The 20,618-nt window shown below is 74.7% G+C and carries 17 protein-coding genes and 1 pseudogene; 4 read left to right on the top strand and 14 right to left on the bottom strand.

What is annotated here, in order from left to right; all coding sequences use genetic code 11:
* Positions 1 to 650 precede the first annotated feature (650 nt).
* Positions 651 to 1,877, bottom strand: coding sequence for a putative PEP-binding protein (locus AB0B76_RS37145; RefSeq protein WP_360384434.1), 1,227 nt, complete (start codon positions 1,875 to 1,877; stop codon positions 651 to 653).
* Positions 1,874 to 3,721 (bottom strand): FAD/NAD(P)-binding protein, encoded by a 1,848-nt coding sequence (locus AB0B76_RS37150; protein ID WP_360384436.1) that lies wholly within the window; start codon positions 3,719 to 3,721, stop codon positions 1,874 to 1,876. The genes AB0B76_RS37145 and AB0B76_RS37150 overlap by 4 nt, the downstream gene beginning before the upstream one ends.
* A 128-nt stretch (positions 3,722 to 3,849) precedes the next feature.
* On the opposite strand from AB0B76_RS37150, the gene AB0B76_RS37155 reads away from it, so the two are divergent.
* Positions 3,850 to 4,260 (top strand): OsmC family protein, encoded by a 411-nt coding sequence (locus AB0B76_RS37155; RefSeq protein WP_360384438.1) that lies wholly within the window; start codon positions 3,850 to 3,852, stop codon positions 4,258 to 4,260.
* 324 nt (positions 4,261 to 4,584) lie between these two features.
* On the opposite strand, the gene AB0B76_RS37160 is transcribed toward AB0B76_RS37155, so the two are convergent.
* A complete protein-coding gene (locus AB0B76_RS37160) occupies positions 4,585 to 5,460 on the bottom strand; it encodes a helix-turn-helix transcriptional regulator (RefSeq protein ID WP_360384440.1) in 876 nt (291 codons plus the stop codon).
* A gap of 137 nt (positions 5,461 to 5,597) precedes the next feature.
* Here AB0B76_RS37160 and AB0B76_RS37165 point away from each other — a divergent pair, with 137 nt between their 5' ends.
* Positions 5,598 to 6,458: an oxidoreductase gene (locus AB0B76_RS37165; RefSeq protein ID WP_360384442.1), complete on the top strand. Its 861-nt coding sequence runs from the start codon at positions 5,598 to 5,600 to the stop codon at positions 6,456 to 6,458.
* Here the strand turns inward: AB0B76_RS37165 and AB0B76_RS37170 are convergent.
* Positions 6,449 to 7,087, bottom strand: a complete 639-nt coding sequence (locus tag AB0B76_RS37170; RefSeq protein ID WP_360384444.1) for a ferredoxin — start codon at positions 7,085 to 7,087, stop codon at positions 6,449 to 6,451. The two genes, AB0B76_RS37165 and AB0B76_RS37170, sit on opposite strands and share 10 nt — an antisense overlap.
* Positions 7,088 to 7,155: 68 nt before the next feature.
* On the opposite strand from AB0B76_RS37170, the pseudogene AB0B76_RS37175 reads away from it, so the two are divergent.
* Positions 7,156 to 7,695: pseudogene (locus AB0B76_RS37175) on the top strand (DUF4142 domain-containing protein); the annotation flags it as partial.
* On the opposite strand, the gene AB0B76_RS37180 reads toward AB0B76_RS37175, so the two are convergent.
* The 4 genes from AB0B76_RS37180 to AB0B76_RS37195 are packed head-to-tail and all read right to left on the bottom strand — an operon-like array spanning position 7,673 to position 12,678.
* Positions 7,673 to 10,345: a BTAD domain-containing putative transcriptional regulator gene (locus tag AB0B76_RS37180; RefSeq protein WP_360384446.1), complete on the bottom strand. Its 2,673-nt coding sequence runs from the start codon at positions 10,343 to 10,345 to the stop codon at positions 7,673 to 7,675. The pseudogene AB0B76_RS37175 and the gene AB0B76_RS37180 sit on opposite strands and share 23 nt — an antisense overlap.
* On the bottom strand, positions 10,345 to 10,926 hold the full coding sequence (locus tag AB0B76_RS37185; protein ID WP_360384448.1) for a hypothetical protein: 582 nt from the start codon (positions 10,924 to 10,926) through the stop codon (positions 10,345 to 10,347). Before AB0B76_RS37185 ends, AB0B76_RS37180 begins: the two co-directional genes overlap by 1 nt.
* A 21-nt stretch (positions 10,927 to 10,947) precedes the next feature.
* Positions 10,948 to 12,021, bottom strand: coding sequence for a hypothetical protein (locus AB0B76_RS37190; protein WP_360384450.1), 1,074 nt, complete (start codon positions 12,019 to 12,021; stop codon positions 10,948 to 10,950).
* A gap of 15 nt (positions 12,022 to 12,036) precedes the next feature.
* A complete protein-coding gene (locus tag AB0B76_RS37195; RefSeq protein WP_360384452.1) occupies positions 12,037 to 12,678 on the bottom strand; it encodes a TetR/AcrR family transcriptional regulator in 642 nt (213 codons plus the stop codon).
* A gap of 84 nt (positions 12,679 to 12,762) precedes the next feature.
* Between AB0B76_RS37195 and AB0B76_RS37200 the strand changes: the two genes are divergently transcribed.
* Positions 12,763 to 13,191: a hypothetical protein gene (locus AB0B76_RS37200; RefSeq protein WP_360384454.1), complete on the top strand. Its 429-nt coding sequence runs from the start codon at positions 12,763 to 12,765 to the stop codon at positions 13,189 to 13,191.
* 321 nt (positions 13,192 to 13,512) lie between these two features.
* On the opposite strand, the gene AB0B76_RS37205 is transcribed toward AB0B76_RS37200, so the two are convergent.
* The 6 genes from AB0B76_RS37205 to AB0B76_RS37230 form a co-directional block, all read right to left on the bottom strand.
* Complete coding sequence (locus AB0B76_RS37205; RefSeq protein WP_360384456.1) at positions 13,513 to 14,859, bottom strand: sensor histidine kinase; 1,347 nt, start codon at positions 14,857 to 14,859, stop codon at positions 13,513 to 13,515.
* 14 nt (positions 14,860 to 14,873) lie between these two features.
* Positions 14,874 to 15,287, bottom strand: coding sequence for a hypothetical protein (locus tag AB0B76_RS37210; protein ID WP_360384458.1), 414 nt, complete (start codon positions 15,285 to 15,287; stop codon positions 14,874 to 14,876).
* Between the two features lie 91 nt (positions 15,288 to 15,378).
* The gene (locus AB0B76_RS37215) at positions 15,379 to 16,272 is read right to left on the bottom strand and encodes an alpha/beta hydrolase (protein ID WP_360384460.1); all 894 of its coding nucleotides are present in this window, start codon (positions 16,270 to 16,272) and stop codon (positions 15,379 to 15,381) included.
* Positions 16,265 to 17,152: an alpha/beta hydrolase gene (locus tag AB0B76_RS37220; RefSeq protein ID WP_360384462.1), complete on the bottom strand. Its 888-nt coding sequence runs from the start codon at positions 17,150 to 17,152 to the stop codon at positions 16,265 to 16,267. Before AB0B76_RS37220 ends, AB0B76_RS37215 begins: the two co-directional genes overlap by 8 nt.
* A gap of 55 nt (positions 17,153 to 17,207) precedes the next feature.
* Complete coding sequence (locus AB0B76_RS37225) at positions 17,208 to 19,496, bottom strand: tetratricopeptide repeat protein (protein ID WP_360384464.1); 2,289 nt, start codon at positions 19,494 to 19,496, stop codon at positions 17,208 to 17,210.
* 207 nt (positions 19,497 to 19,703) lie between these two features.
* Positions 19,704 to 20,615: a class I SAM-dependent methyltransferase gene (locus AB0B76_RS37230; protein ID WP_360384466.1), complete on the bottom strand. Its 912-nt coding sequence runs from the start codon at positions 20,613 to 20,615 to the stop codon at positions 19,704 to 19,706.
* Positions 20,616 to 20,618: the final 3 nt, after the last annotated feature.

Genomic DNA, 20,618 nt, shown 5'->3' on the forward strand with positions numbered 1-20,618 from the left:
GCGCCAGGGAGTTGATGAAGCGTCGCGGAGGTGCGTCACAGAACCGTGCACCCGCTGGCACGTGGGGCCGATGGCGCAACCACCGCCACCGAGCCCCAACCGAACCGAACCGAGCGTGATGCCCGGGATCAGCCTCGGCGCAGCGGTCCACGGGCGCACCTTGCCAACCGCGACTGGAACACCTTCGTTCAGGCACGCCACCAGCAGCGCGACGGAACTGAGAAAATGTCGGCCCGCCCGACCTCATTCGGACCCGCGCTGACGCGATGAGCTGGCTGACGGCAGCCCTCGGACTGTGGGCAGGCATGGTAATCGCCGTGATCGCCATGCCTGTCGGAGGGCCGGGGCGTCCACCGACAGTCTGACCCTGTTCACGGTGCGCCCCGGCCGCGGTCACGAGGGCATGGCCGCAGCCGGAGCCTGCCGGTGTTCACCGGTTTCGCGGTCCATGACGGATTCCCTCTACCGCCGCTACGGCACAGCCCGCCATGGACGGCCCCGGCGAGGCCAGCACCCGGCGACCTCGTTACTCGGTGTATGCGCCGAGCTGCAACTGCTGCTCGCGACCTGGACCGGCGCCTGCCCCACCTGCCACCAAACGGTGGAACCGTTACGCCGCAACAACCATCGACAGACCCAACAAAGCACTACTAGATGCGCGCGAGATCCGCGAACAGCTGCCGGAGCTCGCCGACGCACATCATGTACCCGGTCGGGCTCGGCAGCCGTTCCGCGTAGTGGCGCAGGTCGGCGGCGAGGGCGAACAGCCGGACCGGGGTCCGGGCCGCCCGCGCGTCCGCGACCGCCCGGCGCAGACCGTCGAGCACGGCCGGGTGCCGGGTGCGGTACGACTCGGCGACCAGGTGGTTGCTGCGGTCGGCGGCCAGATAGAACTGCACCAGATCCTTGGTACCGATGAACAGCTCGTCGGCGCCGGCGGCGCAGATGGCCGAGGTCGCGTGGACGGCCGCGGGCGTCTCGATGAACGCCGACAGCGGCGTCTCGGCGGGCAGCCCGAGATGCGGCCGCAGCCGGGCGAACTCCTCGGCGTCGTTGAGGAACGGGGCGGAGAGGCTCACGCGCCCGGCGCCGGCCCCGAGCCGGGCCCGCAGCGTCTCCAGCGCCACGTGCAACGCCCGCGGGTAGGCGGCCGACCGGAGCAGCCAGCGGGTGCCGTGCAGGCCCATGTCGGGGTTGGGCTCGTTGTGGATCGGCGTGCGTTCGGTGATGCGGGCGGCGTCGTCGGAGCGCAGGTCGAGCATCCGCAGGATCAGCCGCTGGCCGGGCCGCAGCGCCGCCATGTACGTCTGCAGCTGCCCGGCGACGGCCCGGCCGTAGGCGTCGACGGCGGCCGCCCCGCCGTGCAGCGCGTCGATCGGGCTGAGCCCCGCGGCCAGGCACAGGAACTCCTCGCGCAGGAAGAACGACTCGACGCGCGCCGCCCCGACGTCGTCCGCGTTCACGGTGCGGACGTCCTCGACGTCGGCGATCACCGCGCAGGCCGAGCCGAGCAGGTCCGGCGACGGCAGGCTCGCCGGCGCCGCGGCGGGGCCGGTACCGCCGCCGGCGCCGATGGTGACGGACTGCGCCTCCAGGTCGAGCGTCACGACACCGACGAGCTCGTCGAGGTCGGCCGGGTCGACGCGCAGCACGGGGATTCGCTTGGCACGGCAGATCGACTGCATGTGGCCGGTCGATCCGCCGCGGCTGCAGATGACCGCGCGCGCGGCCAGGACGGCGTCGTACAGGTTCGGGCTGAGCGAGGCCACGACGAGGATGGAGCCTTCGGACGGTCGGCCCGTGCGGTTGCAGGGTCCACGCAGCACCGGCTCGGGCCCGGGGGTCAGCAGGACGCCGCGAATCCGTCGTTCCGTCACGAGATCTCCGTTTCCTCATCGTTCGTGATCCGCAGCTGCCGGCGCAGCTGGCGCGGGGTGACCGAGATGTCGGTGAGCCGCTCGACCGCCGCCTGGTTCACGGCGACCCGCGTCAGGTGGTCGTGCGTGCCGGTGAGGTCGTCCTGGCCGCCGTCCATGGCCCGCAGGTGGGCCCCGAGACGGTCGTCGAGCCGCCGGCGCTCCGCCCGCGACCGCGCCGCGAGCCGCTTGACCTCGAGCGAGACGGCGTGGTCGAACGCCATCTGGGTCGACTCGCCGGCCAGCAGGCGGTGCCGGTGATCGGTGGCCGCCCGCCGCGCCGCGTCGTCGCCGTGGAGCTCCAACCGTTCGATCACGTGGGCGGCCACGACGATCGAGTGGTTCTTGATCGCGGCGAGGTTGAAGGCGAACGCGCCGGACCGGCCGTTGCGCACGATCTCGTCGCCCTCGCGCATCACGCCGATGGCCGAGAGCGGCGTGACCGGTTCGCCGTCGTGGCCCAGCGGCGTGCCGCGGTCGTCGATCTCGATGCCCCGCCCGGTGCGCCGATGGGGCATGACCAGGTGCTTGGCCAGCAGGTTCTTCCACAGCGGCGAGCCGACCTGGGTGTAGTCGGTCTGCCGGCCGAAGTTGCACACGACCAGGTCGGCCAGGATGACCCGCCTGGTCGCGGGGGCCGCGACGGTGACCGCCAGCCGGTCCGGCCCGACGGGGTCGACCTGCTCGATGCGGCCCAGGACGACCTCGACCGGAACGTGGTCGGCGGCGATCGCATGCTCGACGATTGAGGTGGTGTACGGCACCGCCCCGACGCGCAGCGCCGCGATCTGGGTGCCGAAGTCGTCGAGCAGGCGCCGCAGCTCGTCCGTCGGGATCCGCTCGATGATCTTCGGCAGGTACGGCTCCCAGGCCTTGGCCACGCGCTCGGTGACGACGGTCCGGTCCATGCCGGGATGGTCGCCGCGGACCGCGTCGCATGCCGTCTCCCACTCGGCCCCGATGCGCGCCAGGAACTCCTCCCGGTCGCGGTACGGCTCGAGCAGGCGCCCGGGCGCGGGCAGCTCGACGACGCCGTGCCGGTGGTCGTCGGGGTAGGTACGCGGTGTGGTGCCGGACCGGGAGACCAGGTGGATGGCGCCGGTGTGGCCCTGCCGCAGCAGGAGCGCCGCCGAGTCGAACGCGCTGAGGACCGTGCCGACGATCACCACGCTGGCTTTCGGCGGTACCGCCAGGAGCCTCCGGACGCCGTCGGTCGAGTACGGATGCCGGACGAACGCCGCATGGTCCAGCACGCCGGTGGCGAAGGGCGGCGACTTGAGCTCCAGGCCGGTCGCGAGCACGACGTGGTCCGCGGTCAGCGTCGCCGGGGTCGCGGCCTCGCCGGCCGGCCGGATCGCCACCTCCACGCGGTCGGCGGCGACGCCCAGGTCGATCGCCTCGCCCTCGGCCTCGACCAGGTCGACGTCCGGGTATGCCTCGCGGCGGGCCTCGGCCATCCGGTCGGTCAGGTAGTCGTGGTAGATCCGGCGGGGGGCCGGCCCGTGCTCGACGAACTCGAAGTCGGTCCACGGCGCCGGCCACTGCCGCCGGTCGGCCTCGTGGTTGGCCCAGCGGACGAAGTCGTCGACGTCCTCCCGGAACGCCGACATGCGGCCCGCCTGGATGTTGAAGACGTGTTCCCACGGGTTGCCGTCCCGGTGGTAGGCCACGCCGGCGTACCGGTAGTCGGGCCGGCGCTCGAGTAACACTATTTCCAGCGGCGTGCGTGCGAACCGCAGCAGCCGGATCGCCGTGGCGGTGCCGGCGAGACCTGACCCGATGATGAGAATCCGTGGACGGCGCATAGTCCTAATTTATGGCCATGGCGCTTCCAAACTGTCTACTTCAATGGTGCTGATTGACGGACATCGATACTCGCCGAGCGTCGATGCCTTGTTGCCGCCGTGCCCGTCGAGACGGCAGGATGACGAACATGGATGAGTTGGCTGTCGCCCTGGTGCAATCCGGCCGCACGGCTTCCGTCGCCAGCATTCGGGAGTACACCGTCGTCATGGACCGCCCGTCGGCCCAGGGCGGCTCGGACGCGGGGCCGATGGGCGGCGAGACGCTGCTCGCGTCGGTCGGCGGCTGCTTCCTGAGCACGCTGTACGCGGCCGCCGAGGCGCGTTCGATCCCCGTCGAGGGCGTGCGGTGCCGGGTCACGGGCTCGTTCGCGGCGAACCCCCGCCGGTTCGGCGCGATCCGCCTCGAGGTGACCTGCGACTCGTGCCCGCCCGCCGACCTCGCCCACCTCGTCGAGGTCGCCGAGCGGGGCTGCCTCGTGGTCGCGACCCTCCGCCAGGGCATCGAGGTCGTCGCCACCGTGGCCGTGCGGCCCGGCTGACCCGGCGCCGCGGCCGCTAGGTGGCCGCTGCCGCGTCCAGCGCCCACCACCCGGCGGCGAGCGCCAGCAGGACGAGCAGGACCGGCCAGTGCGCGGAACGTTCGGCGCGCTCGCGGGCCGGCCGGGGCGGTTCCACGACCGGCACCCGCGCGCAGGCGTTACGACGGCCATGGATCGCCCATCCGGGTGACATGCAGGGATTCCGCGGCGGTGTGAATGAGATGAACGTCCGCCACTGAATAGGTGACTCAATGGTGTTCGTCGATATATGTGTAGTTACGCCCGGTCGGCACCACCTCCCGGGGCGCGGGCCGACGGCGGGTGTCAGGCCGGTCGACGACCGGGTCCGGCGGTGCGGGTTGCGTGCAAAGTGGCCAGCAGGCGCAGGCGGTCCGCGTCGGGGCTGCCCGGCTCCGTGGTGAAGACCAGCATGACCGGGCCCGGGTTGCCGGGCAGCGGGTAGGTGTCCCAGTCCAGGGCGATGTCGCCGACCTCCGGGATGTGGAAGGTCTTGGTGCCGCTCACCGACTCGCGTACGTCGTGGCGGCCCCACAACCGGCGGAACTCGGCGCTGCGGATGCTCAGCTCGCCCACGACCGCCGTCGCGCGCGGATGGGTCGGGTCCGTGGCCACCGCGGCGCGCATCATGCCGATGTAGTCCAGGGCCTGGCGCTCCCAGTCCGCGCAGCGCCGGGAGTTCGTCATGGTGTCGTCGAACATGAGCAGGAGCATGTTGAGCCGGTCGGGCGGGAGGGCGTTCGGGTCGCCGAGCAGGGCCTCCGCCATCGGGTTCCAGGCGAGCACGTCCAGGTGCCGGCCGAGTACCACCGCCGGGGTGTCCAGCACGCTCAGCAGCCGGCGCGTGCCGTCCGGGACCCGCTCCGGGGCGTGGTCCGGCCGGGCCGGCATCGGGCGGCGGGCGGCATGGGCCAGGGTGAAGAGGTGGCGGCGCTCCTCGTCGTCGAGGGCCAGGGCGTCGGCCAGGGCGTCGAGGACGTCGTCGGACGGGCGTACCTCCCGGCCCTGCTCCATCCGCTGGTAGTAGTCGGTGCTCAGGCCGGCCAGCAGGGCCAGCTCCTCGCGGCGCAGCCCGGTGACCTTGCGCCGGCCGCCCGGCTCCAGGCCCACGTCGTGCGGGTGCAGGCGGCCGCGCCGGGCGCGCAGGAAGTCGCCGAGCTCGCGGGCGTACGGATGGGCCATGCCGCAAGTGTGCCCCCGCGCCGGGCGCGGCGGGTAGGACCCGCAGACCTAGGCAACGGCGTACGACCGAACTCGGCCGCGGTGCTCCTAGCCTCGGAGTCCGTCCGGCCCCGCATGACCACCACCAGGAGCAGCAGATGAACGGATCGACCGCCGTCGTGACCGGCGCGAACTCGGGCCTTGGCCTCGTCACCGCGGCCGAGCTGGCCCGCCGCGGCGCCCACGTCGTGCTCGCCGTGCGCAACACCGCCGCCGGGGCGGAGGCCGCCCGCCGGATCGGCGGGGACGTCGAGGTGCGCGAGCTCGACCTCGCCTCCCTCGCCTCCGTCCGGGCCTTCGCGGCCGGCCTGGGGGCGGTCGAACTGCTCGTCAACAACGCCGGCGCGGTGCTGCTCGGGCCGCGCCGGACCACCGCGGACGGGTTCGAGCTGCACCTCGGGACCAACATGCTCGGGCCCTTCGCACTGACCGGGCTGCTGCTGGACAACCTGGCCGCGGCGAAGGCGGCCCGGGTCGTCAGTCTCAGCTCGATCACCCACAGGAACGCGCACCTCGACTTCGACGACCTGATGTTCGAGCGCCGGTACCGGGCCGCGGCCGCCTACGGCCGGTCCAAGCTCGCCACCACGGTCTTCGGGGTCGAGCTGGACCGCCGGCTGCGCGCGGCCGGCTCGCCGATCCTCAGCGTGCTGGCCCACCCGGGGCTGACCCGCACCAACCTGACGCCGCGGGCCTGGGAGCACCGCGGCCGGGCCGGGCGGCTGATGGCGCGGGCCGGGCTGCTGCTGACGCAGCCGGTGGAGGAGGGCGCCCAGCCGCAGCTGCGCGCGGCGACCGGGCCGGATGTGCGGGGCGGGCAGTTCTTCGGGCCGGCCCGGCTGGGGGAGACGCGGGGGCCGGTCGTCGAGGCGCGGCTGAGCCGGGAGGCGGCCGATCCGGCGGTCGGCGCGCGGCTGTGGGCGGCGGCCGAGTCGCTGACCGGCGTCAGCTACCTGTGATCACCGGGGGCGCGGCGGCGCCGGCCGGCGTCAGCCGCCGGTGATCTCCCGCCGCCGCGGTGCCGCGCGATCGGGGCGCGGGGAGTCGTGGCCGGAGGAGCCGCCGAGCCGCAGGGCGAGCGCGGGGCACATGTCGGCGGCGCGGCGGGCCTGGGCCTCCAGCCACGACGGCACCGCGGCGTCGGGATGGTGGGGAAGCCGTTCTCGTCGAGGCGGATCAGCTCCGGCAGGACGTGGGCGCACAGGCCGTGGCCGGCGCAGCTGCTCCAGTCTACCGACAGGCGCCCGGCGCCGCCGTCGGCCGTGCCGTCCGGGACGGGCGCCTCGAGTACCTTCACCGCGATGTGCACGCCCAGCGCGACAATCGCGACGATGGCCGTCGCCCGGTGCGCCGTCTGCAGCAGGACGCGCTGGCCGATCCGCAGCACCAGGCGGTCGGTGGAGGCCAGGCCGGCCATCACCGTCAGGGACAGCGCGACCAGCGCGACGACGCCGATGTAGTAGTGCAGGACGACGAACACGTAGGCGGTCGCCAGCCGGCCGGCGTGCGTGTACGTGGCGACCGGCAGCAGCACGGCGACCGCGACCGCCGCGGCGGCCACCGGCATCGGGCGGCGCCGGGGGCGCACCTCGCGACCGCTCCGGGTCAGGGTCAGATCGTTTTCCGCCTGCCTGCCACGCATCGGCCGCCGAGCGCGGCGCGCACCCGGTGGTCCGCCAGATCGGGTCCATGATCGCCCAGCAGCACGTCAAGCTGGACCAGGACGTCGTGGACGCGGCCAACCAGCTGGGCGTCACGCTGCCCACCACGCCGACCGCCCAGCAGACCGGCTGGCTCGACGAGATGCGCGGCGCCTCCTCCAACCAGGAGTTCGACCAGATCTTCGTGACCCGGCTGCGGGCCGCCCACGGCAAGATCTTCCCCATCATCGCCGCGGTCCGCTCCGGCACCCGCAACGAGATCGTCCGCAAGGTCGCGCAGGAGGCGAACACCGTCGTCGAGGGCCACCTGTCGATGCTGGAGAGCACCAACCTCGTCCGGTTCGGCGAGCTGCCCCCGATCCCGCTGCCCGAGGTCGACATCGCCAACAGCGGGTCCCTCGTGCAGACCGCGCAGGGCCGCGCCGAGGCCGGCAGCGGCTTCAGCCCCATCGTCGTCTGGGTGGTGCTCATCGCCGCCGTCGTGACCGCCACCGCCAACTCGTACCGCGTGTTCAGGCCGAAGGCCGCCCGCTGACCGGCAGCTTGGCGCGGACCCCGTCCGCCTCGGCGCGGTCGAGGTCCGTCAGGATCCGCAGGGCGCGCCGCCACAGCGGCCGGGCCGCGCGGTCGTCACCGTCCAGGGCCGCGCGGGCGTCGCCGAGACCGTCCAGCGCCAGGGCCTCGGCGAAGCGGTCGCCCACGCCGCCGGAGAGCTCCAGGGCGCGCTCGTAGCAGGCGGCGGCCGCGGCGAAGTCGCCGAGCCGGCGGTGGATGTCGCCGAGGGTGTGCTGGGCCGCGCCCTCCTGAGCCGGGTCGGCGAAGCCGCGGTAGATCGCGGCGGCCTCCTCGGCGGCGGCCCGGGCGGCCTCGAGGTCGCCCAGCTCCATGCGGCACCAGGCGAGGGCGTTGAGCTCCTTGGCCACGTCGGCCTCGTCGCCGAGCCCCCGGCACAGGTCGAGGGAGCGCTGGGCGTGCGCGGCCGCGTCGGGCAGGCGGCCGTCGCGGTCGGCGAGCTGGCAGAGGTTGTGCTCGGTCCGTGACTCGCCGTGCCGGTCGCCGAGGGTCCGGAAGCGCCCGAGGGCCTCGGTGAGCAGGGCGCGCGACTCCGGGTACCGACGCTGCCACATTCGCAGTCGCCCGAGGCCCCGGTGCAGGTGTGCGAGCGCCCGCGCGTCGCCCAGGCGCTCGGCCGCGCCCCGGCCGGCGGTGTGCGCGGCCTGCCAGTCGTCCCACCGGCCCTGCCGTTCGAGGAAGTCGGTGAGGGTCCAGGCGAGCTGCCAGGCGTGGACGTCCGGTCCGGCGTGGACGGCGGCGAGCAGGTTCGCCCGCTCGGCCAGGAGCCATTCCAGCCCGGTCCCGGGGCCGGGGAGCACGACGCCCGGCGCGGCCGGGGGCGGGGCGACCGGGAGCCAGGACGGGTTGATGGCGAGGGCCGCGGCGATCGCGGTGTGCAGGTAGTGGTCGAGCACCCGGCGGCCGGCGCCGTCGTCGCCGTCGCGGGCGGCGAGCTCGCGGGCGTACTCCCGCAGCAGGTCGTGCAGCGTGAACCGGCCCGGCTCCGGCTCGGCGAGCAGGCTCGCCCGGACCAGCTCGCCCAGCAGGTCCGTCGCGGTCGCGGGCGGCACCCCGGCAAGGCTCGCGGCGGCGGCGACGCCGAACTCGGGGCCGGGGTGCGCGCCGATGAGCCGGAACAGCCGCGCCGCGCCGGGGCCCAGGGCCCGGTACGACCAGGACAGCACCGCCCGCACGTCGGAGACCGGGTCGCCGCCGTTGAGCACGTGCCAGCGGCGGGCCGCGTCGCGCAGCTCGGCCGCGAGCCGGTGCAGCGCGACGCCGGGCCGGGCGACGGCCTGGGCCGCGGCGACGCTCATCGCGAGGGGCAGCCGCGCGCACAGGCCGATGATGTCGTCGGCCGCGTCGGGCTCGGCCGCCGTCCGCGTCTCGCCGAGCCGCCGCCGCAGCAGGTCCCGCGCCTCGCCGGTGGTCATCAGCCCCAGCGAGATCGCGTGCCCGGTCAGCGTGGCGAGGCGGTCGCGGCTGGTCACGAGCACCAGCGACGGGCCCGCGCCCGGCAGCAGGGGCCGCACCTGCTCGGCGTCGCGGGCGTTGTCGAGCACGATGAGCAGGCGCCGCCCGGCGACCACGGATCGATACAGTTCCTCGCGTTCCGGCTGCTGGTTCGGCAGCTGCTGAGCCGGCACCCCCAGCGCCTCCAGCAGCACCGCGAGGACGTCCCCGGGCCGGACCGCGGCACCGGCGGGGTCGAATCCGAGCAGGTTGAGGTACAACTGCCCATCGGGGAACCGCGGGGCCGCCCGGTGCGCCCAGAACAGCGCGAGGGCCGTCTTGCCGACCCCGGCGGTGCCGGAGACGACCGCGACGCCCTCCTGGGCATCGAAAGCGTCGAGCGCGTCGAGCTCCGCGGCCCGGCCCGCGAACCCGCGCACGGCGGCCGGCAGCTGCGCCGGGCGGGTCACGGGCAGCGCCGACATCGCCTGCCGCCGGGCCCGCAGCTCGGCGCCGGGGCGCAGGCCGAGCTCCCGGTCGAGGGCCTCCTCGAGCCGTTCGTAGACCGCGATCGCCTCGCCCGGCCGCCCGCCCTGGTACAGCGCGGCCATCAGCTGCCCGTGGACCCGCTCGTCGAACGGGTGCTCCGCGGCCAGCGCCGCCAGCTCCGGCACCAGCGCGTCGTGCTCGCCGAGGCGCAGCCGCGCGTCGAGCAGGTCGAGGCGCACGTCGCGGCGCAGCTCGTCGAGGCGCCGGCCCTGCGCACGCAGCCAGTCCAGCTCCAGGCCGTCCAGCGACGGCCCGCGCCACAGCTCGAGCGCGGCCCGGAAGTGCCCGGCCGCCGTCCGCGCCGCCCCGGCCGCGCGCCCGGCCCGCACGTGCTCCTCGACCAGCGCGAGGTCGGTCGGGGCGTGCAGCACATAGCCGGGCGGGCGGGACTCGATGGCGTGCCGGTCCTGCAGTACCTCGCGCAGCCCGGACACGTGCCGCTGCACGGTGTTCGGCGCCACCTCGGCGTCGCCGTCCTCCCACGCGAGCGCGGCGATCCGCTCGACGCCGACGACGGCGCCGCGGTGCAGCCCGAGCACGGCGAGCACGGCCTTGCGCCGCAGTCCGGCGAGGGCGTGCACCTGCCCGCCGACGGTGACGTCGACCGGCCCGAGCAGCCGTACCAGCATCAGACCAGGCCCAGCATCCACTCGAGGCCGTGGCGGGTCGGTCCGCGCCCGGCCGCCCGCGACTGGGCGGTGAAGACGAGCACGCGGCCCTGGGTGCCGTGCGGGCGCAGGTACCGGCCCTGCCACCACGTCTCGCCCTCGTGCTCGTAGGTCAGGTCCAGCACGCGGACGCCGCCGGCGAGGGTGCGGTCGGCCTCGACCGCCTGGTACGCCGCGACCAGGGCCGTGCGCGGGTCCTCGACGGCGGCCGGCCCGGAGACGTAGATCGTTCCGCCGTCCGGGCCGTTGAGATAGAACGGCGCCCCGTCGCCGGAGTCGATGGTGAAGCCCTCCGGCCAGACCGCCTTGAACGCCGTGGTCTCGATGACCCAGTACGGATGGTCCGGCCCCGGCTCGACGTCGACGATCCCGTCCGCGCCCTGCGGCCGGGCCGGGTCGACGACCGCCGTCGCCGGGCCGCCGGGCCGCCAGTTGGTGACCTCGACGGCGTCCGGCGCGGAGGGGTGGCGCGCGTAGGTGTACGGCCAGTACCCCAGCAGCACCACCCCGTGCCCGGCCAGCCGGGCCAGTACATGTCCCATGGTCCGCGAGACGTTAGCGCATCACACGCTGGACGAGAAGGTAACGCTGAACTCGCTCTTCTCGGGCGCGCCACTGTTGGCGAAGCACGCGACCGGCACGACGGCGTCGCTGCCGACGCGGGCCCAGACCTTCTGGATCGTGCAGTACACGGGGCCGTCGCCGATGGCGGTCACGTGGGCGGTGGTCTCCTTCTCGTGCAGCAGCGGGAACTTGACGGTGTACGTGCCCGGGCCCGACGGGCCGAAGCCGTTGGCGCCCACGCCGAGCGGGTACGAGTAGTTCGTCGGCCCGCCGAACGGTGTCGAAAGGTACCCGAAGTACTTCGGGGGCCCGAACGACGCGTAGACCGAGCGCTCCCGGTGGAACGACGCGGTGAAGTCGCTGTTCAGCGCGGCGCCGGTGGCCGGGTCGTGGCAGGTGACGTACACGATGACGTCCGTTCCCGACGTGCCCCAGCGCAGGATCTTGCACCGGCGCGGCTGGGCGTTGGGCTGGCCGGCGGTGACCTGCACGTTGCCGGCCAGGACGCCGGAGGGGTCGCCGACGCCGGTGAAGCGCAGGGCGTAGATCCCGATCCCCACCGGCGTGGCGGTCACCGCGCCGCCGGCGGAGTTGTACGACTGGGCGACGGCGTTCGAGACCACCTGGACGGAGGCGTAGGCGCCGGGGCCGCCGAGCAGGATGCCGGAGCTGACCGTCCACAGCACCGTGAACGGGGTGTCGGCCGGGCCGCCGCCGGGCTTGAAGCACTGGACGTCGACGATCTCGTCGAGGCCGGAGGAGTACCAGCGGACGGTCTCACAGAACCGGCCGTCGGCGGCGACGGCGGTCACGTGCACGTTGCCGCGCGCGCCGGTCCCGACGCCGGGGAAGCGCACGAGGAACCGGCCGGGGGCGACCCGGCCGCCGGTGGCGCCGGGTCCGTAGGAGTAGGCGGGGTTCAGCGCGGTCCAGAGCGGCACGGTCGGGTTGTCGACCAGGGCGAACCCGAACCGGTCGGCGGTGGCGGCCGCGGCCGGTGACACAGGGACGAGCAGCAGGGCGGCCAGCACGGCCACGACGACGGCGACGACCTGGCGGGGGCGTGGAAGCATGAACACTCCTATCGACTAGGGTCGATGCTGGCGCCCACTGTCCCGCTCGCGGCCCTCGATCGCAGTCGCCTTCCCTACAGCGGTGGAATGGATCAGCGGGACGTACACCCGCTCGACGATCTCCGCGATGGTCTCCGCCGGCACCGCGGCGACCCCGTACAGGCCGAACTCGTTGCGCAGCAGGTCGACGGCGACGGTCGCCACGCGCGGGGCCAGCGCGGCCGGCCCGGCCTCGCCGCGCTCGACGGCGCGGGCGACGACGGCCAGCCAGGGCTCGACGCCGGCCGCCACCACCCGGTCGCGCAGCTCACGGGCCCGCTCCGGGTCGTCCTGCAGGTCGGTGACGAGCTCGCGCAGGATCTTTCCGGCCGGCGCCGCCATTCGCTCGTTGGCCCGGGTGAGCAGGGCCAGGGCGTCGGTGCGCAGGGCCCCCGTGTCCGGGGTGAGCTGCGGGTCGGTGGGCAGCAGGCGAAGGTACGCGGCGACGCTCAGCGCGGCCCGGCTCGGCCACCGCCGGTAGATGACGTTCTTGCTGGTCCCGGCGCGCAGGGCGACCGCGTCCATGGTCAGGCCGGCGTACCCGGCCTCGGTCAGCACCTCGGCCGCGGCGCGCAGGACCGCCTCCTCGAGCTCCGCACCCCGCCGGCGAACGGTCACGATCCCCTCCTTGGATACCGGCCGTATCTTATGCCGTAGTGTCCACAAGATACTGACGGTATCTTATCGGCGATTGGCGATGAGATGGAACGGCGGACACTGCTGCTCAGCCTGCTCTGGGACGTCGCGCTGCCGGGCGCGGTCTACTACGCGGCGCGCGCGGCCGGCCTGGACCTCCTGCCGGCGCTCGCGGCCGGCGGCGGCGCGGCCCTGGCCCGGGTCACGTGGGTGGCCGTCACGCGCCGGAGGATCGACGGCCTGGCGGCCGTGCTCCTGCTGGGCTCCTGCCTGCTGGGCCGCCCGCTGCTGTACACCGCCGCGCGCCGCCTGGCCCCGGGCCTGGAGGAGCGGTGGCACACCGACCCGCGGTTCCGCCGCCGGGGTCCGCCGCCTGAACCGGCCCGGCATTCCACAATGGACGGTGGGGGAGGAGTCTGGTGGGGCCCGGGCCTGCCGCCGTGGTGCACGGGCCCGAGGGGGGCTGGGGCGAGGCAAGGGAACCGGAAAGCGTAGGCGGATCGTTCGTGGGAGCGTGCAGATCGGCTTTGGTACGGCGGCGATCGGCTGAATTCCGGTGCCGCCGATCGTGCTCGGATCGGTCGGCGGTTAGAAAGGTCAGCGTACCGTCGAGCGAGTGCCGCACCCGTAGGAGTAAATATGGCAGTGTGCGCAACGTGCCAGGGCCGCGGGCGCTGTCCCGGGTGCAACGGCGAGGGAAAGACCGGCGGCGACATCCGCGCGACATGTGAAACCTGCCGCGGCCGCAAGGTGTGCGTCAGTTGCAACGGCAGCGGGCGGAGCTGACCCCGAGCTCCAACCACCTCCGAGCGACGGCTAGGACGTCCCCGGCGCGACCGGTCCGAGGGTGGCCGGGCCGGGGCGGGCCAGCGGGAAGCGGGCGCGCACGCGGAAGCCCGGGCCGCCCGCTCGCGGGCCCGTCTCCAGCGTGCCGGCGTGCGCGGCCACGCGCTCACGCATGCCGATCAGGCCCAGGCCCCCCGTCGTGCGGCGGACCGGCCCGTGGCCGTTGTCGGCGACGTCGAGCTCGAGCTCGTCGGTGTGGAAACGGATCCGCACGTCCAGTTTGGTGGCGCCCGCGTGTTTCAGGGTGTTCGTGGCGGCCTCCTGGACGATCCGGTAGCCGGCCAGGGACAGCGACTCCGGCAGGTCGACCTCGTCGCCGAAGACGCCCAGGGTCGTCTCCAGGCCCGCGTGGCGCACGGAGTCCAGCAGCTCGGGGAGGCGGTGCAGGCCGACGGCGGCGGGGGCGGTCGCGGGGGAGGAGTCCGGGGTGCCGCCGGGCGCGGCGGAAGGCGGCGGCGGGGGCTCCGGGTCGGCGTGGCGGAGCAGGCCCAGCATGCGGTGGAGCTCGTCCACCGCCGTCCGGGCGCTCTGCTCGACCGCGGCCAGGGCCTCCTTCGCCTTCGGCGGGTCGCGGTCGAAGACGCGCCGGGCGGCCGAGGCCTGCACGCCCATGACCGACACGTGGTGCGCGACCACGTCGTGGAGCTCGCGGGCGATGCGCAGGCGCTCGTGCAGTACCGTGCGCGCGGCCTCCTCCTCGTGGGCGGCCACGAGCTCGGCGGCCTGGGCCTCGACCAGGTGGCGGCGGCGCTCCGCGGTCCAGGCGATCTCGCCGAAGTAGTACGCGAAGCCGAAGTACAGGACGTTGACGAGCACGCCGTTGATGAGCGCGGCCAGGATCGGCGAGACCGGGCCGTCGGCCTTGACGAACTCGGCCGCGGACAGGTGCGGCAGGGCGATGAGGTAGGAGATGCCGAGCCAGATGAACATCCCGGCGATGATGCCGGCGCGCAGCCACTGGGAGCGGCGGTGGTTGGGGCCCCACGCGCCCAGGGTGTAGATCGCCGCGAACAGGGCGCCGGTGGTGAGCTGCTGCTCCGGGGCGTAGCGGGTCTGGCCGGCGATGAAGGCGACGGAGACGATCACGGCCACGGCGTCGGGCCGGCGGCGGCGCCAGCCCAGCGGCAGCGTGCACAGCAGGGCCCAGACGACCTGCTCGGCCAGGCCGGGCGGGTGCCCGATGAACGCCCCGACGCTGCGGGTCAGGGTCAGGTTGGCCAGCGCCATGACGGCGACGGCGAGGCCGATGGCGATGTCGATGCGCAGCCGGCGGGCGTCGGGCATCGGCCGCTGCCAGGTGTCGCTGTCCGTGGTCAACGCGCCACCTCCGGTCAGAGACGCGGAGGGGGGATCTGCACCGGTGGTGGCGGCGCGAACACGGGCGGTGCCGCCGGGCCGGGCGGGGAGGGGCGGTGCGTCAGGAAGGACGCCACCACCAGGCCCACGCCGATGGTGATGAGCACGGCGTCGGCGACCAGATACGCGTTGGCGACCGTGTTGTACGTGTCGATGTCGAGGTCGCCGCCCGACGTCATCGACCGCAGGTGCAGCACCCACGCGATGGTCGCCGCCTGGTCGGCCGCGATCAGCAGGCTCCCGCCCGCCGCCAGGATCCCGCTGAGCGCGCCCAGCCGTTTGATCATGAGCAGCGCGACGAGCACGCCCGCGAGCGCCACGAGGATGACGGGCACGCGCAGCCCGATCTGTACCCCGATCGACAACGGCTCGACGGCAGACGATTCCATCGGGTCACCCTAGACAACGCCCCGCCACGACCGAATAGCCGGGGCGGAGGGGGCCGTGCACCGGCTCGTCGGGCGGCCGGCGGGGTAACCTCTACGCCCGGCCCCGGCCCGAGCCCGAGGCCGCTGCGTGGGTGCGCGTCAACGCGTGAGACAGGAACTCGCGCACCGCGGCGGCGATCGGTTCGGCGTGGGTCTCCAGGGCGAAGTGCCCGGCGTCCAGGAGCCGCACCTCGGCCCCGGGCAGGTCGCGCCGGAACGCCTCGGCCCCCGCCGGCAGGAAGAACGGGTCGTTGCGGCCCCAGATCGCCAGCAGCGGCGGGCGGTGGGCGCGGAAGTACGCGTGGAAGTCGGGGTAGCTCGCCACGTTGCTCGCGTAGTCGAGCAGCAGGTCGAGCTGGATCTCGCCGGCGCCGGGCCGGGCCAGGTAGTGGTTGTCCAGCTCGTAGCCGTCGGGTCCGACGCGCGACGGGTCGGCGGCGCCCTGGGTGTACTGCCAGATCGTCGTCTCCGGGGCCAGCATCGTGCGCAGCGCCGCCCGGTTCGCGGCCGACGGGTCGCGCCAGTACGCGCGGATCGGCGCCCACGCGTCGCTGAGCCCGTCCTCGTAGGCGTTGCCGTTCTGCGAGACGATCGCGGTGACGCGCGCGGGGTGCCGCGCCGCGAGCCGGAACCCCACGGGCGCGCCGTAGTCGAACAGGTACAACGCGAACTCCCGCAGGCCGAGCACCTCGGTGAACCGGTCGACGACGTCGGTGAGGTGCTCGAAGGTGTTCCGCGCCGGCGGCCCGGACCGGCCGAAGCCGGGCAGGTCGGGCGCGACGAGGCGGAAGCGGTCGGCCAGCAGCGGGATCAGGTCGCGGTACATGTGGCCCGCCGACGGGTAGCCGTGCAGCAGCAGGAGCACGGGCGCGCCGGTGGGCCCGGCCTCGCGGTAGTGCACCGCGAGCCCGTCCACGTCGGCGAACCCGTACCGGACCTCAGCCATGGTTCAGGAACGAGAGGAGCCGCTGGGTGGTGTCCCGGGGTGACTCCTCCGGGATGAAGTGCCCGGCCGCGATCGGCCCGCCGTGCACGTCGCCGGCCCACTCGCGCCACACCTCGAGCGGGTCGTCGTAGAGCTGCGCGACCGCGCCGTGCTCGGCCCACAGCACCAGGACCGGGCACTTGATGGTCCGCTGTCCGCGGTCGGCCTCGTCGTGCTCGAAGTCCAGCGTCGCCGAGGCCCGGAACTCCTCGCACACCGCGTGCACGGTGGCCGGGTCGCGGAACTTCGCGATGTACTCGGCCCGCACGTCGGCCGGGACGGCGCCGGGCACCGCGGTCCACGCGTCGAGCATGTGCTCGACCAGGTTCGCCGGGGCCGCGTCGAGGAACCGCTCCGGCACCGGCTCGGGCGCGGCCAGGAACGACCACTGCCAGTACGCCAGGCTGAAGTCGCGGTCCGCACGGTCGTACGCGGCGCCGACGGGTACGACATCCATGACCGCGAGCCGCTCGACCGCCTCCGGGTGGTCGAGCGCGAGCCGGTACGCGCACCGCGCCCCGCGGTCGTGCCCGGCCACGGCGAACCGGTCGAAGCCGAGCGCCGCCATGACCTCGAGCTGGTCGCGGCCGATGGCGCGCATGCTGTACGGCTCGTGGTCGGGCGTGCTCGGCGGCTTGCCGCTGTCGCCGTACCCGCGCAGGTCGGTGGCGACGACGGTGTACTCCTCGGCCAGGCGCGGCGCCACCTCCCGCCACATGAGGTGCGTCTCGGGAATGCCGTGCAGCAGCAGTACCGGCGGCCCGCTGCCACCGCGGCGGCCGTGGATCGTCGTCCCCGCCGCGGCGATGTCGAACTCCTCGAACCCGTCGAAGAACGCCATACCCGCAACGGTCGGCCCGGCCCCCTGCCCCGTCATCACCCGCCGCGGGTCCCGGTCAGGTGACGTCCTCCGCGACGGCGAGGCCGAGGGCCTGGTGGATGGCCCGGGCCGACCGCCGGTGGAGGGCCGCCTCGGCGGGGTTGCCCAGCGTCTCCTGGACGTGCGCGAGGTCGGTGTGGGCCCGGGCCTCCTCGAACCGGTCGCCGGTCTCGGCGGCGAGGGCCAGGGCCGCCCGGTGCTCGCGCCCCGCCCGCGCCGTCTCGCCGGCCGCGAGCAGCGCCCGGCCGAGCCCGTTGTGGGCCTCGCTCTGCCCGCCGCGGTCACCGGCCGCCGTGAACACGGCCAGCGCGCGCTCGTGCAGCCGGGCCGCCTCGTCGGGGCGGCCCTGCCGGAGGTGGGTCACGCCCAGGTCGTTCGTCGCGTGGGCCTCGCCGATCCGGCTGCCGATGCTCCGGTGGATGGCGATGGCCTCCCGGAGATGGCCGGCGGCGGTCTCGTGCCGGCCCTGGCGCGAGCTGATGCAGCCGAGGCTGTTGAGCGCGTCGGCCTCGCTCGCCCGGTCGGCCACCCCGCGGAACAGGCGCAGGGCCGTGTGGAACAGCTCGGCGGCCTCGTCGTCGCGGCCCTGCCGTTCGCGGAGCAGGCCCAGCGCGTCCAGCGCGGCCGCCTCCCGAGCGGGGTCGCCGAGCTGCCGGGCGATGGCGAGGGCGCGCCCCAGGTAGTCGGCCGCGACGTCGTACGGCCCGCTGCGCCAGTGCACGTAGCCGAGGCGCTCCAGCGCGTGCGCCTGCCGGGTCGCGTCGCCGAGCCCGGTGGCGAGATCGAGGGCCTCCCGCAGGTGCTCGGCGGCCCGGGCGTACCGGCCCTGGCCCTCGAGCGTCACGGCGAGGTCGTTGGTGGCGTCGGCCTCCGCGGCCCGGTCGCCGCCGGCGCGGGCCGCGTCGCGGGCGGCGCCGTGGATCGCGAGGCCGTCCGCGTGGTAGCCGCCGTACTGCAGGTACCGGCGCAGGATCGCCGAGAGCCGGACCGCGACGTCGGGACGGTCGTGCGCGGTGGCGGAACCGCTGATCGCGACCAGGTTGGCCCGCTCGGCGTCGAGCCAGGCCAGGGCCGCCTCCGGCGTGCCGAACGAGGGCGGCCGGGGCGACTGGCCGCCGCCGGCCGGGTGCAGGAGCGCCACGGCGGCGGCGGTGGTGGCGGTGTAGTGGTCGAAGAGCCGGTTCAGACCGGCGCGGCGCAGGTCGTCGGGCTCCTCGGCGCGCTCCAGGCGCGCGGAGTAGGCCCGGACGAGATCGTGGAATCGGTACCGTCCGGTGGCCGGCTGCAGCAGCAGGTGGGCGTCGAACAGGTTCTCCAGCACCCGCCCGGCCCGCGCCTCGTCCACGCCGTCGAGGGCCGCCGCGGCACCGGCGTCGACCTCGGTGCCGGGGTGCAGGCTGAGCCGGCGGAAGACCCGCCGCCGGTCGGCGTCGAGATCCTCGAGCGACAGCGCGAGCGCGGCCACCACGCTGCGCTCGCCGTCGTCCAGCCGGTCGACGACCGCGGCCTGGTCGGCCAGCAGGCCGGCGAGGTGGGTGAGGGTCCAGGTGGGCCGCGCCCGCAGCCGCGCCCCGGCGATGCGCAGGGCGAGCGGGAGCCGGCCGCAGTGCTCGACGACCCGCCGGACGACGTCGTCCTGGTCGCGGATGCGCTCCGGCCCGCTGACCCGCCCGAACAGCGTGACGGCCTCCGCGGCGGACAGCGCGTCGAGCGACAGCGACCGGGCGTCGTCGAGCGCCGGCAGCCGCCGCCGGCTGGTGACCAGGACCAGGCATCCCGGGCTCGCCGGCAGCAGCGGCCGGACCTGCTCGGCGGCCCGCGCGTTGTCGAGCACCATGAGCACCCGCCGGCCGGTCATCCGGCTGCGCCAGAGCGCGGCCTGGTCGTCGAGCTCGGCCGGGATGTGCTCGCCGGGCACGCCCGCGGCCCGCAAGAGCCGTTGCAGCGCCTGGGTGGGCTCGACCGGCGGGACCGACTCGGTGTACCCGTGCAGGTCCAGGAACAGGCAGCCGTCGGGGAACCGGTCCGCGAGCCGGTGGGCGGCGTGCACGGCGAGCGAGGTCTTGCCGATCCCCGCCATGCCGTCGATGACGAAGACCGCCACCGCCCCGCCGCCGGCCATCTCGTCCACGATGCCCACGAGCTGGTCGACCTCGGACGCCCGGCCGGTGAAGCTCCCGATGTCGGGCGGCAGCTGCGCCGGGCGGCCCGGGTTGGACGGCCGAGCGTCGCCCGGCGGCTCCGGGACCGCCTTGTTGCGGCCGGCGCGCCAGACCTCGAAGCCGATCCAGCCGCCGGCCAGCACCAGCAGCCCCGCGCCCAGCGGCCAGGTCCACCCGGAGGTGGCGACGTTGGTCAGGACGCCGGCGGTGACCGCGAGCAGGGTCGAGACGCCGGCCGTCAGCCCTTGATGGAGCGGTCTGCGGTTCAGCGCGGCCTCCGATCCCGATGTTGCCCAGGGTATCGACGAACCTGCCCACTGTCACCGCCGGAGGGCGCTCGTGTACGCCGGCTAGGGACCCTCCGGGGGAAGCTCGAAGTCCCAGACGATGACCGCGGGTACCGCCCACGCGGCCCATGCCGCCTCGGGCAGCAGCGCGATGAGCGACCACGGCCAACCGGCCCAGTCGCCGGGGTGCGCCTCCGCGAGAGGCACCGGCGGTGGCGGTGGAGGCTGGTCGGTGCCCGAGCCGCGCGGCTCCTCGCATGCCCGGATCCGGAGCCCGGCGGCCAGCGCGGCGCGTACGAAGTCGCCGGCGGTGTGCCGGTACGTGGCGACGACGCCGGGCTCGCCGTCCGGGCCGAGCGCGTGCGGGACGGAGCCGCGGAAGCCGATCTCGCAGTGCGCGTCGGAGATCACCGCGTGCCCGCCGGGGCGCAGGACGCGGGCGAACTCGGTAAGCACCGGCTCCAGCGAGGGCGAGTGGGACAGTGCGAGACCGGAGACGACGAGGTCGACGCTGTCGTCGGGGAGCGGCAGATCGCGCAGATCGCCCAGGCGGAAGTCGCCGGACGGTACCCGGTTGCGGGCCCGCTCCAGCATCTCCGGCGAGCTGTCCACGCCGATCACCGCGAACCCTTGCCCGGCAAGGTACTCGGCGTGCCTCCCCGTACCGCAGGCCGCGTCGAGGGCGTCGCCGACCGGCAGCGCCTCGATGCGCCGGTGCACGACCGGCTCGTCGATGTCGAACAGGCTGTTGCGCGGCTCGTCGTAGGTCGCCGCCCACTGCCGGTACCCGGTGAGCGTGTCGCCCCGCCCGACCGGTACCCCCTCGTGCCCGGTGAGCGCCGGGTTGGCCAGCAGGGCCCGTACCTCGGCCAGCCGCCGCTGCGTGAACTCCTCGTCGTACTCCCCGCCCCACGCGTGCAGGAGTGCGAGGCCCTCGATCCCGAGCAGGTACGCCAACGGATGCTGGTAAATCATGCG

Source organism: Dactylosporangium sp. NPDC049140 (assembly GCF_040648435.1).

Excerpts from the sequence above, each read along its gene's own strand:
- AB0B76_RS37150 (WP_360384436.1), bottom strand. The coding sequence starts at position 3,721 with ATGCGCCGTCCACGGATTCTCATCATCGGGTCAGGTCTCGCCGGCACC.
- AB0B76_RS37155 (WP_360384438.1), top strand. The coding sequence starts at position 3,850 with ATGGATGAGTTGGCTGTCGCCCTGGTGCAATCCGGCCGCACGGCTTCC.
- AB0B76_RS37160 (WP_360384440.1), bottom strand. The coding sequence starts at position 5,460 with ATGGCCCATCCGTACGCCCGCGAGCTCGGCGACTTCCTGCGCGCCCGG.
- AB0B76_RS37165 (WP_360384442.1), top strand. The coding sequence starts at position 5,598 with ATGAACGGATCGACCGCCGTCGTGACCGGCGCGAACTCGGGCCTTGGC.
- AB0B76_RS37180 (WP_360384446.1), bottom strand. The coding sequence starts at position 10,345 with ATGCTGGTACGGCTGCTCGGGCCGGTCGACGTCACCGTCGGCGGGCAG.
- AB0B76_RS37185 (WP_360384448.1), bottom strand. The coding sequence starts at position 10,926 with ATGGGACATGTACTGGCCCGGCTGGCCGGGCACGGGGTGGTGCTGCTG.
- AB0B76_RS37190 (WP_360384450.1), bottom strand. The coding sequence starts at position 12,021 with ATGCTTCCACGCCCCCGCCAGGTCGTCGCCGTCGTCGTGGCCGTGCTG.
- AB0B76_RS37200 (WP_360384454.1), top strand. The coding sequence starts at position 12,763 with ATGGAACGGCGGACACTGCTGCTCAGCCTGCTCTGGGACGTCGCGCTG.
- AB0B76_RS37210 (WP_360384458.1), bottom strand. The coding sequence starts at position 15,287 with ATGGAATCGTCTGCCGTCGAGCCGTTGTCGATCGGGGTACAGATCGGG.
- AB0B76_RS37215 (WP_360384460.1), bottom strand. The coding sequence starts at position 16,272 with ATGGCTGAGGTCCGGTACGGGTTCGCCGACGTGGACGGGCTCGCGGTG.
- AB0B76_RS37220 (WP_360384462.1), bottom strand. The coding sequence starts at position 17,152 with ATGGCGTTCTTCGACGGGTTCGAGGAGTTCGACATCGCCGCGGCGGGG.
- AB0B76_RS37230 (WP_360384466.1), bottom strand. The coding sequence starts at position 20,615 with ATGATTTACCAGCATCCGTTGGCGTACCTGCTCGGGATCGAGGGCCTC.